Here is a 10,516-nt window from a genome sequence, read left to right as displayed (position 1 = left end):
AATGGGTGTGAAAAACACCCACGCCGAAAGACCAAGGTTTCCTGCGCAACGTTAATCGACGCAGGGTTAGTCGGTCCCTAAGGCGAGGCTGAAAAGCGTAGTCGATGGAAAACAGGTTAATATTCCTGTACTTCTGGTTATTGCGATGGAGGGACGGAGAAGGCTAGGCCAGCTTGGCGTTGGTTGTCCAAGTTTAAGGTGGTAGGCTGAGATCTTAGGTAAATCCGGGATCTTAAGGCCGAGAGCTGATGACGAGTTGCCTTTAGGCGACGAAGTGGTTGATGCCATGCTTCCAAGAAAAGCTTCTAAGCTTCAGATAACCAGGAACCGTACCCCAAACCGACACAGGTGGTTGGGTAGAGAATACCAAGGCGCTTGAGAGAACTCGGGTGAAGGAACTAGGCAAAATGGCACCGTAACTTCGGGAGAAGGTGCGCCGGTGAGGGTGAAGGACTTGCTCCGTAAGCCCATGCCGGTCGAAGATACCAGGCCGCTGCGACTGTTTATTAAAAACACAGCACTCTGCAAACACGAAAGTGGACGTATAGGGTGTGACGCCTGCCCGGTGCCGGAAGGTTAATTGATGGGGTTAGCTAACGCGAAGCTCTTGATCGAAGCCCCGGTAAACGGCGGCCGTAACTATAACGGTCCTAAGGTAGCGAAATTCCTTGTCGGGTAAGTTCCGACCTGCACGAATGGCGTAACGATGGCGGCGCTGTCTCCACCCGAGACTCAGTGAAATTGAAATCGCTGTGAAGATGCAGTGTATCCGCGGCTAGACGGAAAGACCCCGTGAACCTTTACTATAGCTTTGCACTGGACTTTGAATTTGCTTGTGTAGGATAGGTGGGAGGCTTTGAAGCGTGGACGCCAGTTCGCGTGGAGCCATCCTTGAAATACCACCCTGGCAACTTTGAGGTTCTAACTCAGGTCCGTTATCCGGATCGAGGACAGTGTATGGTGGGTAGTTTGACTGGGGCGGTCTCCTCCTAAAGAGTAACGGAGGAGTACGAAGGTGCGCTCAGACCGGTCGGAAATCGGTCGTAGAGTATAAAGGCAAAAGCGCGCTTGACTGCGAGACAGACACGTCGAGCAGGTACGAAAGTAGGTCTTAGTGATCCGGTGGTTCTGTATGGAAGGGCCATCGCTCAACGGATAAAAGGTACTCCGGGGATAACAGGCTGATACCGCCCAAGAGTTCATATCGACGGCGGTGTTTGGCACCTCGATGTCGGCTCATCACATCCTGGGGCTGAAGCCGGTCCCAAGGGTATGGCTGTTCGCCATTTAAAGTGGTACGCGAGCTGGGTTTAGAACGTCGTGAGACAGTTCGGTCCCTATCTGCCGTGGACGTTTGAGATTTGAGAGGGGCTGCTCCTAGTACGAGAGGACCGGAGTGGACGAACCTCTGGTGTTCCGGTTGTCACGCCAGTGGCATTGCCGGGTAGCTATGTTCGGAAAAGATAACCGCTGAAAGCATCTAAGCGGGAAACTTGCCTCAAGATGAGATCTCACTGGAACCTTGAGTTCCCTGAAGGGCCGTCGAAGACTACGACGTTGATAGGTTGGGTGTGTAAGCGCTGTGAGGCGTTGAGCTAACCAATACTAATTGCCCGTGAGGCTTGACCATATAACACCCAAGCAATCTGCAGACTCGAAAGAGGCCAGATTGCGGTGTGTGAAGACGAAAGAACCGAAAGTTCGACGCTTACAAAACACCGAAAACTATCCCATACCCAATTTGCTGAAGCGAGGCCAACCGGTCACGAGTCAGTACCCGAATTTCTTGACGACCATAGAGCGTTGGAACCACCTGATCCCATCCCGAACTCAGAAGTGAAACGATGCATCGCCGATGGTAGTGTGGGGTTTCCCCATGTGAGAGTAGGTCATCGTCAAGATTAAATTCCGAAACCCCAATTGCGAAAGCAGTTGGGGTTTTGTTTTGCCTGCAGGAAAGTGCTCGGCGCAGGGGCCGACTGTCGCGATCGCAACCATTGGGGAAATCCCTCTGAAATGACCGCCCGGTTTTTGGTATGGTGCAGCTCGTTTTTTAACGGACTGATGTCACGCCCAAGGATCGGCGCTCATTTTTGTCAAAGAGTTGCTGCAGAAATGCCTGAACCAATACCCATCAAGGATCACGAGAAAGAGAAGCGCCTGGTCAACAAGCGATTGATCGCCTGTGCCTTGTTCGTCGTTGCGATCAGCTGCGCGCTGGTGGTTCGCCTATACATCCTGCAAGTGGTGGAGTTCGACTACCACTCGACCATTTCGGAAAACAATCGTGTCCACGTCTTGCCCATCCCGCCAACGCGAGGGCTGATCTACGACCGCAACGGTGTACTGCTGGCCGATAACCGCCCCAGCTACAACCTGACGATCACTCGCGAACGTGCCACGAACGTCAATGAGGAGCTGGACGAAGTCATCAGCCTCCTGCATCTGCCCGCAGAGGACCGCATGGTCTTCGACAAAGCCATGAAACAGTCGCGCCATCCGTTTACGCCGGTAACGCTGTTCTATGAGCTGACCGAGGAGCAGATCGCCGTACTGGCCGTCAACGAGTTCCGCTTGCCGGGCCTGGATGTCGAACCGCAGTTCATCCGCAACTATCCGTTGGGTGCGCACTTCGCCCACTCGATCGGCTATGTCGGTCGCATCAACGAAAAAGAATCCAAGACCCTCGATTCAGTCGAATACCGCGGAACCCAATCCATCGGCAAGACGGGCGTAGAGCGTTTCTACGAAGCACAACTGCACGGCCACGTCGGTTACGAGGAAGTGGAAACCAACGCTCAGGGCCGCGTATTGCGTGTCCTCAAACACACCGATCCAGTGCCCGGCAAAAACATCGTCCTGAGTCTCGACGTCAAGCTCCAAGAGGCCGCCGAAGCTGCATTGGGCGACCGTCGTGGCTCAGTGGTTGCGCTGGACCCATCGACCGGCGAAGTGCTGGCCATGGTGAGTAACCCGAGCTTCGATCCCAACCTGTTCGTGACCGGTATCAGCTCCAAGGAGTACTCGGCGCTGCGTGACTCCATTGATCGGCCGCTGTTCAACCGCGTGCTGCGCGGCTTGTACGCGCCCGGTTCGACGATCAAACCCGAGGTGGCGATTGCCGGGCTCGACGCCGGCGTGGTCACGCCACAAACCCGCGTCTTCGATCCGGGCTACTACCAGCTGCCGGACTTCGACCACAAATACCGGAACTGGAACCACAGCGGCGACGGCTGGGTGGACATGGATGCGGCGATCATGCGCTCCAACGACACCTACTTCTACGACCTGGCGCACAAGCTCGGCATCGATCGCCTGCACGACTACATGGCGATGTTCGGACTTGGCGAAAAAGTCTCCCTGGATATGTTCGAAGAGTCTCCCGGCCTGATGCCGTCCCAGGCGTGGAAGCGCGCCACCCGGCGTCAAGCCTGGTTCCCCGGTGAGACGGTGATCCTCGGTATCGGCCAGGGCTACATGCAGGTCACGCCGCTGCAACTGGCTCAGGCTACTGCGTTGATCGCCAACAAGGGTGTCTGGAACCGCCCGCACCTGGCCAAGACCGTCGATGGTGTTGCCCCGGTGGATGAACACCCGATGCCGAACATTCTGCTCAAGGATCCGCGCGACTGGGATCAGGTCAACCACGGCATGCAGATGGTGATGCACGACGCCCGAGGTATCGCCCGCGCCGCTGCAGCCGGTGCGCAATACCGCATCGCCGGCAAGAGTGGTACGGCGCAGGTAGTGGCGATCAAGCAGGGTGAGCGCTACAACCGCGAGAAAACCCTCGAGCGCCATCGTGACAACGCCTTGTTCGTCGGATTTGCCCCGGCCGAACATCCGAAGATCGCGATCTCGGTGATGATCGAGAACGGCGAGGCCGGTGGCCGAGTCGCAGGGCCTGTAGTGCGGCAAATCATGGACGCCTGGCTACTCGACCAGGACGGTCACCTCAAGCCGCAGTACGCGGCGCCGACCAAGGCACCGGGCGATCCTCACGTGTAAACCTCATCAGCTTCACAGCACAGGCTCACGCAGGCTGAGCATGTGCTGGAAGCTGTCGAGGAACACGGTTTCCGCCTGAGTCATCTTCTGATCGCGATTCCACAGCAGCTGGATATCGAAATCCACCACACCGTCTTCTGGCGGCAATCGCCACAGCAAGCCCTGCTCGACATCCCGACGAACCAGATGAGTCGGCAGACAGCCAATGCCGAATCCTGCACAGATCAAGCGGTAAATCTCTTCGAAACTGGTGGAGGAGGCGACGATCTTGCCGGTAAAACCCTGTTGGTCACGAAACAGCGTCAACGGCGAAAGATTGCCGCCGAGCTGATCGCTGGTGAAGCTGACAAAATTCTCCGCCGCCAGTTGTTCCAGTGTCAGATTCTGCTGCCCGAACAGTCGATGCCGCTGCCCGCAAAAGTACGCATAGCGCTCACGAAACAGCACTCGTTGCTCCAGTCGAGGCTGTGGCAAGCGACATAAACCGACACCGACCGTGGCGGTCTTTTGCAGCAGTGAACTGATGATGTTCGAGCTGCCCATCACTTCGACTTCCAGCTCGATTTTCGGGTGAGTTTCGTGGAAGTCCGCAAGAAACTCATCGTAATGCCGCGCCTGCACACCACTGACGGTGAGGATGCGGATCTTGCCCACCACGTCGTCATGGCGGTTCTCTAATACGGTGCCCAAGCGGGAAATATCGCCGTAGATATCCGCTGCAATCCGCAGGACTTCTTCCCCGGTCTCCGTCAGATCAAAGCGCCGCCCGCTGCGCGCAATCAGCACACAATCCAGTTGTTCTTCGAGACGTTTCAACGCCTGACTGACCGCCGACTGAGTGATATGCAGTCGGGCAGCGGCGCGGCTCATACTGCCTTCCTGACCGATCACCAGATACGTGCGCAGCAGGTTCCAGTCGAGCCGGTCGTTGAGAAAACGTCGGCCGATCCAGGGATTCGAGGTCGAGTTCATGCAGTAGCCACGCTAATAGTAAAGATAAGATTTTGAAAATTGACTAATCCTGTCACGGAAGCGATAAAGCCCACAAGCGCCACAGAGCGCGACCGTCAGCCGCCTCGACACCTGCCCAAAACTATAAATACACAGGGTTCTTGCATGCACACCACCGCTCAGCCGCGTCGCGCCGCGGCCGCTGCCTTCATTGGCACGACCATCGAATTCTACGATTTCTACATCTACGCCACCGCCGCCGCACTGGTGCTCGGGCAAGTGTTCTTTCCCAGCAGCGACCCGGTGACCAGCACGCTCGCAGCGTTCGGCAGTTTCGCCGTTGGTTTCATCGCCCGCCCGATGGCCGGTATGGTGTTCGGACACCTGGGCGACCGACTCGGCCGCAAGAAAATGCTGCTGGTGACCATGGCACTGATGGGCTTGGCCACCGCTGGCATCGGTCTGCTGCCGAGTTACGCCAGCGTCGGCATCTGGGCGCCGATCGGGTTGATTGTTCTCCGTTTGATCCAGGGCATTTCCGTTGGCGGCGAGTGGGGCGGGGCGGTGCTGATGGCCAGCGAGCACGCCCCGGCCAAACGCAAGACGTTCTATGCCTCGTTCGCCCAGCTCGGCAGCCCGGCGGGTTTGCTGTTGGCACTGATCGCGTTCCGTCTGGTCACGTCGCTGTCGCCGGAAGACTTCCTCGCCTGGGGCTGGCGTCTACCGTTTCTCGCCAGCGGTGCGCTGATGATGGTCGGGTTGATGATCCGTTCCGGGGTCCATGAATCGCCGGAATTCGCCAAGGCCAAGGACAATAACGAAACCGCGAAATACCCGGTGAAGGATGTTATTCGTCAGTGCTGGCGACAGATCCTGTTCGCAGCCGCCGCAGTCACCATCGGCTCGGCCGGTTTCTTCTTCACCAACACTTTCATGATCACCTACGTCACCCAATATCAGGGCATTCCACGAGCGACCATTCTCGACTGCCTGTTCCTGGTGACGATCATCCAATTGCTCTCGCAACCGTTGTCGGCGCTGCTGGCCGAACGCATCGGCGAAGGGCGGTTCCTGATGCTGGTGGCGTTGCTGTGCATGGTCACGCCGTACCCGATGTTCCTGTTGGTCGGCACTCAGAACATCCTGTTGATGACCCTCGGCATCGCTGTCGCGGTGGTGATTCTCTCGGCGCTGTATGCGGTGATCGCCGGGTACATGACCCAGGCCTTCCCGGTGCATCTGCGCTATTCGGGCATTTCCATCGCTTACCAGTTGAGCTGCGCTGTTGCGGGGGGCACCACGCCGCTGATCGGCACGCTGCTGGCCAGCAAGTTTTCCGGACAATGGCTGCCGTTGGCGGTGTTCTTCACGCTGCTGTCCGCCCTGTCGCTGATCGGTGTCTGTGGCCTCGCGCGTCTGCGGGCCAACCCGGTCGTCCTTCACACAAGCAAAGAGGTGTATTCGTGAGTAAACCCGCCCACATCGACCCGATCGAATGGCAAGCCCGTTGCGAGCTCGCCGCGCTGTACCGCTTGATCGCGCACTTTCGCATGACCGACCTGATCGACACCCACATCACCCTGCGGATTCCGGGGCCGGAGCATCATTTCCTGATCAACCGGTACGGCGTGATCTTCGACCGCATGCGCGCCTCCGATCTGGTGCGCATCGACCAGGACGGGCGCATCGTCGACCCTGAATACGCCGGCCATCGGGTCAACGCCGCCGGCTTCGTGATCCATTCGGCAATCCACATGGCCCGACCGGATCTGAACTGCGTGATCCACACCCACACCGCTGCGGGCATGGCCGTCGCCGCGCAGAAACAGGGCCTGCTGCCGATCAGTCAGCACGCGCTGAAGTTCTACGGAAAACTTGCTTATCACACCTACGAAGGCATCGCTCTGTCGCTGGATGAACGCGAGCGTTTGATCGCCGATCTCGGCCCGCATCGGGCGATGATCCTGCGCAATCACGGTTTGCTGGTCGGTGGTTCCGGCGTGGCCCAGGCATTCCAGGAAATCCACTTTCTGGAGCGTGCCTGTCAGGCTCAAGTGCAGGCGTTGGCCGGTGGTTGTGAGTTGCATTTCCCGTCGCCGGAAGTCTGCACCCACACCGCCGAACAGTTCGACCGCGATGAACAGGACAACATCATCGACCTGGCCTGGGAGGCCGCACTGACCCTGATCGAATCCCAGCGCGAGTCCTATCTGTCATGAACACCGTTGCACTGATGTCCCGTGACATGCTGTTGCTCAAACAATTGCAGGAAGCCTTTGCCCGCCGCGCGCCGCAGCTCTCGGCGGTACTGGCCGATGATCCCCGGGCGGTGAATGCGCAGATCGCAGCGTGCTGGTTTCCGCTACCGGACAGCCTCGCCGCGTTGCCCAATCTGCAAGTGATTCACTCGGTCGCCGCCGGCATCGATCATCTGGAGCACGATCCGTCGTGCCCGGATCTGCCGGTGTGCCGGGTGGTCGATCCCGGCCATCGCCAGGGCATGACCGAATACGTGCGCTGGGCGGTGATTCACTACCATCGCGGCTTCGATCAAGTCCTTGAGCAACAGCGCCAACAGCATTGGGAGCGACCGCTGCAACGCCCGGCCCATGAGTTCCGGATCGGTGTGATGGGCCTCGGCTCACTCGGCAGCGCAATCGCCCAAGACCTGTCAACCGCCGGTTACGACGTACGTGGCTGGGCGCGCAGCAGCAAGGATCTGCCGGGCGTGCAGACCTTCGCCGGCACTGATGCCTTCAATCCATTTCTCGACGGCGTGGAATTGCTGATCAATCTGTTGCCGCTCACTCACGAAACACGCGGCATACTCAACCGCCAGACTTTCGAACGGTTAGCCAACGGCGCGGCACTGATCAATGTTGGCCGCGGCGGGCACCTGAACATCGAGGATCTGCAGCAGGCACTGGCCCGTGGAAAACTGCGCGGGGCGCTGCTCGATGTCTTCGAACAGGAACCGCTGCCCGCCGATCATCCACTGTGGAAAACCCCGGGCGTGACCATCACCCCGCACATGGCTTCGGCGGCGTCTCATGACTGCATCGCCGAGCAGATCGCCGAGAACTTCCGCCGTCTGAATGCCGGCGAACCATTGCTGAACAGCGCGGATCGGCTGCTCGGTTACTGATCCGCCAGACAGGCCTGCAAGCGCTCGATGAACAGCGTCTCGGCACGGCTCATGCGCTGCTCGCGGTTCCACAGCAGATGAATGTCGACATCAGCGATCCCTTCGTGGGGCGGCAGGCGCCAGAGCAATCCGGCCTCGACGTCCGCCGCCACCACGTGCTCCGGCAGGCAGCCGATGCCGAATCCGGCGATCACTAGTCGCCGCACTTCTTCCAGACTCGGCGATGAGGCGACGATGCGTCCGCTGAAGCCCTGTTGATCACGGAAAATCGTCAGCGGCGAAAGCATCCCGCCAATCTGGTCGCTGGTGAAACTGACGAAATTCTCCCGTTGCAAATCGCCCTCGACGACGTCCTTCCGACCAAATAATGCGTGGTGTTTGCCACAGAAAAACGCATAGCGTTGACGCAGGAACAGACGCTGTTCCAGACGCGGTTGTGGGCGGCGATTGAGGCTCAGGCCGAGGGTCGCGGTTTTCTCTTGCAGGGCGCTGACGATGTCCGAACTGCGCATCACATCGACCTCCAGATCCACCCGTGGATACTGCCGATGAAAGTCCGCGAGAAAGTCATCGAAACGCTCGGAGAAGATCCGGCTGATGATCAGCAGCCGCACCTTGCCGATCACTTCGTCGGCCGGTTGCCCCAGCAGGCTGCTGACTTGGGACATCTGTCCGTAGATCTCGCCGGCCAAGTCGAAGATCTGCTCGCCGACTTCGGTGAGGGCAAAGCGCGGACCGCGCCGGGCAATCAACTGGCGACCCAGTTGCTCCTCCAGACGTTTCAGCGCCTGGCTCACCGCCGGTTGGGTCAGGTGCAGACGCGCGGCGGCACGGCTGATGCTCAGCTCCTGGCCGATCACCCGGAAGGTGCGCAGCAGGTTCCAGTCGAGGCGGTCGTTGAGCAGGCGCTGGACGTCGCGTTCGGCCATGGGAATTCTCGATTATAAGGTGAGGTAATAGTCGGAATAATAAATAGAAAATTGACTAATCATAGCCCCGGGACGATAAATCACCCTCAGACAGGCGCCGTAAGAGTGCCTCGGATTTGCCGTTTCCCTCCTGCCAGAAAAACAATCAAAGGAGCCCGACCCCATGAAGCCCCACGCTTCGAACCAGCCGCGCCGTGCGGCCGCCGCAGCCTTCATCGGCACCATGATCGAGTGGTACGACTTTTACATCTACGCCACCGCCGCCGCGCTGGTGTTCGGCGCGCTGTTCTTTCCTTCCGACGATCCGCTGTTCAGCACCATGGCCGCGTTCGGCACCTTCGCCGTGGGCTTCTTCGCCCGGCCGTTGGGCGGAATCATTTTCGGCCATATCGGCGACCGCATCGGCCGCAAAAAATCGCTGATCATCACGCTGTTGATGATGGGCGTAGTGACGGTGTGCATCGGTCTGTTGCCGACTTATTCGCAGATTGGCGCGGCGGCACCGGTGCTGCTGATTCTGCTGCGTATCGTCCAGGGTATCGCCGTCGGTGGCGAGTGGGGCGGGGCGGTGTTGATGGCCGGCGAACATGCGCCAAAGGGTCGGCGCAATTTCTTCGCGTCGTTTGCGCAACTGGGCAGCCCGGCGGGGTTGATCCTGTCGCTGCTGGCCTTCAGTGCCGTGACCCGTTTGCCTGAAGAGGATCTGATGAGCTGGGGCTGGCGTCTGCCGTTCCTCGCCAGTGCGCTGTTGCTGCTGGTGGGCCTGGCAATTCGCCTGGGCGTGAATGAGTCGCCGGAATTCCTCGCCAGCCGCGAGCAGGCCACCCAGCAAATCAAGAAAGAACAGGCGCCGGTCATGGAAGTGCTGCGCACGGCGTGGCGTCCGCTGCTGCTGTGCATCGGCGCCAACACGCTGGGCATCGCCGGGGTGTATTTCACCAACACCTTCATGATCGCCTACACCACTCAGCAACTGGCGCTGCCGCGTTCGCTGATTCTCGAATGCCTGTTCTTTGTTGCGATCATTCAGTTCTGCATCCAGCCGCTGGCGGCGTGGATGGCGGAGAAAATCGGCGCGACGCGATTCCTGTGCCTGGTGTCGCTGCTGGCGATGGCCTCGCCGTATCCGATGTTCGTGCTGGTCAGCTCGGCCCAGGCGCCGCTGATCATCCTCGGCATCGCCCTGGCGGTGGTGTGCATGGCGTCGTTCTACGCGGTGATCGCCGGTTACGTCAGCGGCATGTTTGAGACCCGTGTTCGCTATACCGCAATCTCGCTCGCCTATCAGATTTGCGGTGCGGTGGCCGGCGGCCTGACGCCGCTGATCGGCACGATGCTGGCGCACAAATTCACCGGGCAGTGGTGGCCGATGGCAGTGTTCTACAGCCTGATTGCCGGCATTTCGCTGGTCTGCGTGCTGTCCCTCGCCCGTCGTCACGCCAGCGCCCATCGCGCGGAAATGGCCCGTGCCTAACCCGGAATT

The 10,516-nt window shown here is 59.2% G+C and carries 7 protein-coding genes and 2 rRNA genes (1 of these 9 running past the window's edge); 7 read left to right on the top strand and 2 right to left on the bottom strand.

Going from position 1 to position 10,516, the window contains the following annotated elements; translation table 11 throughout:
- The 3 genes from R1A29_RS19045 to mrdA all read left to right on the top strand — a co-directional run.
- Positions 1 to 1,630 (top strand): 23S ribosomal RNA (locus tag R1A29_RS19045); it begins 1,261 nt to the left of the window's first position.
- Between the two features lie 155 nt (positions 1,631 to 1,785).
- Positions 1,786 to 1,901, top strand: a 5S ribosomal RNA gene (gene rrf, locus R1A29_RS19040).
- Between the two features lie 214 nt (positions 1,902 to 2,115).
- Positions 2,116 to 4,008 (top strand): penicillin-binding protein 2, encoded by a 1,893-nt coding sequence (gene mrdA, locus R1A29_RS19035; RefSeq protein WP_438299236.1) that lies wholly within the window; start codon positions 2,116 to 2,118, stop codon positions 4,006 to 4,008.
- A 12-nt stretch (positions 4,009 to 4,020) separates the two neighbouring features.
- On the opposite strand, the gene R1A29_RS19030 is transcribed toward mrdA, so the two are convergent.
- A complete protein-coding gene (locus R1A29_RS19030) occupies positions 4,021 to 4,980 on the bottom strand; it encodes a LysR family transcriptional regulator (protein WP_438299235.1) in 960 nt (319 codons plus the stop codon).
- 144 nt (positions 4,981 to 5,124) lie between these two features.
- On the opposite strand from R1A29_RS19030, the gene R1A29_RS19025 reads away from it, so the two are divergent.
- The 3 genes from R1A29_RS19025 to R1A29_RS19015 are packed head-to-tail and all read left to right on the top strand — an operon-like array spanning position 5,125 to position 8,104.
- Positions 5,125 to 6,426 (top strand): MFS transporter, encoded by a 1,302-nt coding sequence (locus tag R1A29_RS19025; protein WP_438299234.1) that lies wholly within the window; start codon positions 5,125 to 5,127, stop codon positions 6,424 to 6,426.
- Entirely contained in the window at positions 6,423 to 7,178 is a 756-nt protein-coding gene (locus R1A29_RS19020; RefSeq protein ID WP_438299233.1) for a class II aldolase/adducin family protein, read from the top strand. Before R1A29_RS19025 ends, R1A29_RS19020 begins: the two co-directional genes overlap by 4 nt.
- On the top strand, positions 7,175 to 8,104 hold the full coding sequence (locus R1A29_RS19015; protein WP_438299232.1) for a 2-hydroxyacid dehydrogenase: 930 nt from the start codon (positions 7,175 to 7,177) through the stop codon (positions 8,102 to 8,104). The genes R1A29_RS19020 and R1A29_RS19015 overlap by 4 nt, the downstream gene beginning before the upstream one ends.
- On the opposite strand, the gene R1A29_RS19010 is transcribed toward R1A29_RS19015, so the two are convergent.
- Entirely contained in the window at positions 8,098 to 9,033 is a 936-nt protein-coding gene (locus R1A29_RS19010; RefSeq protein ID WP_438299231.1) for a LysR family transcriptional regulator, read from the bottom strand. The genes R1A29_RS19015 and R1A29_RS19010 overlap by 7 nt on opposite strands.
- Before the next feature lie 163 nt (positions 9,034 to 9,196).
- On the opposite strand from R1A29_RS19010, the gene R1A29_RS19005 reads away from it, so the two are divergent.
- Positions 9,197 to 10,507: an MFS transporter gene (locus tag R1A29_RS19005; RefSeq protein ID WP_438299230.1), complete on the top strand. Its 1,311-nt coding sequence runs from the start codon at positions 9,197 to 9,199 to the stop codon at positions 10,505 to 10,507.
- Positions 10,508 to 10,516 lie beyond the last annotated feature (9 nt).

It is taken from the genome of Pseudomonas sp. NMS19W (genome assembly GCF_051554255.1).
GTDB classification, from domain to species: Bacteria; Pseudomonadota; Gammaproteobacteria; order Pseudomonadales; family Pseudomonadaceae; genus Aquipseudomonas; species Aquipseudomonas kribbensis.
Note: the sequence above shows the minus strand (reverse complement) of the source record. Positions and strands in the feature narration are given on the sequence as shown.

Excerpts from the sequence above, each read along its gene's own strand:
- mrdA (WP_438299236.1), top strand. The coding sequence starts at position 2,116 with ATGCCTGAACCAATACCCATCAAGGATCACGAGAAAGAGAAGCGCCTG.
- R1A29_RS19030 (WP_438299235.1), bottom strand. The coding sequence starts at position 4,980 with ATGAACTCGACCTCGAATCCCTGGATCGGCCGACGTTTTCTCAACGAC.
- R1A29_RS19025 (WP_438299234.1), top strand. The coding sequence starts at position 5,125 with ATGCACACCACCGCTCAGCCGCGTCGCGCCGCGGCCGCTGCCTTCATT.
- R1A29_RS19015 (WP_438299232.1), top strand. The coding sequence starts at position 7,175 with ATGAACACCGTTGCACTGATGTCCCGTGACATGCTGTTGCTCAAACAA.
- R1A29_RS19010 (WP_438299231.1), bottom strand. The coding sequence starts at position 9,033 with ATGGCCGAACGCGACGTCCAGCGCCTGCTCAACGACCGCCTCGACTGG.
- R1A29_RS19005 (WP_438299230.1), top strand. The coding sequence starts at position 9,197 with ATGAAGCCCCACGCTTCGAACCAGCCGCGCCGTGCGGCCGCCGCAGCC.